The sequence below is a fragment of the Nocardioides cremeus genome (assembly GCF_030518195.1).
Taxonomy (GTDB): Bacteria; Actinomycetota; Actinomycetes; order Propionibacteriales; family Nocardioidaceae; genus Nocardioides; species Nocardioides cremeus.
In genome coordinates this window covers 1-277 of record NZ_JAULSC010000278.1, presented here as the reverse complement: position 1 = coordinate 277, position 277 = coordinate 1, and the positions used below count along the sequence as shown (strand labels likewise).

General features: G+C 42.6%; 1 protein-coding gene. It reads left to right on the top strand.

The genetic code is table 11. The features are described 5' to 3' along the window. Nucleotides 1-277: ATP synthase subunit C-like protein (locus tag QWJ41_RS22460; RefSeq protein ID WP_302710469.1), on the top strand; the 277-nt coding region annotated here is incomplete at both ends.

Sequence of the window (277 nt, the reverse complement as noted above, 5' to 3'; positions counted from 1 at the left end):
ATCGCAGGTAATGCATCAATTGGTGCTTTGAAGAAAAACGATGGTGCTTTCGGTAACTTCTTGGTTCTTACAGCGCTTCCTGGTACTCAGGGTTTGTACGGTTTTGCAGGTTACTTTATGTTCCAGAGTATTTTTAATGTACTGACTCCTGAAATTTCAGCAATTCAAGCTTGTGCTGTGTTAGGTTCAGGAATTGGTTTGGGACTGGTTGCATTATTCTCTGCTATTCGTCAGGGACAAGTTTGTGCAAACGGTATTGCAGCTATCGGACAAGGAC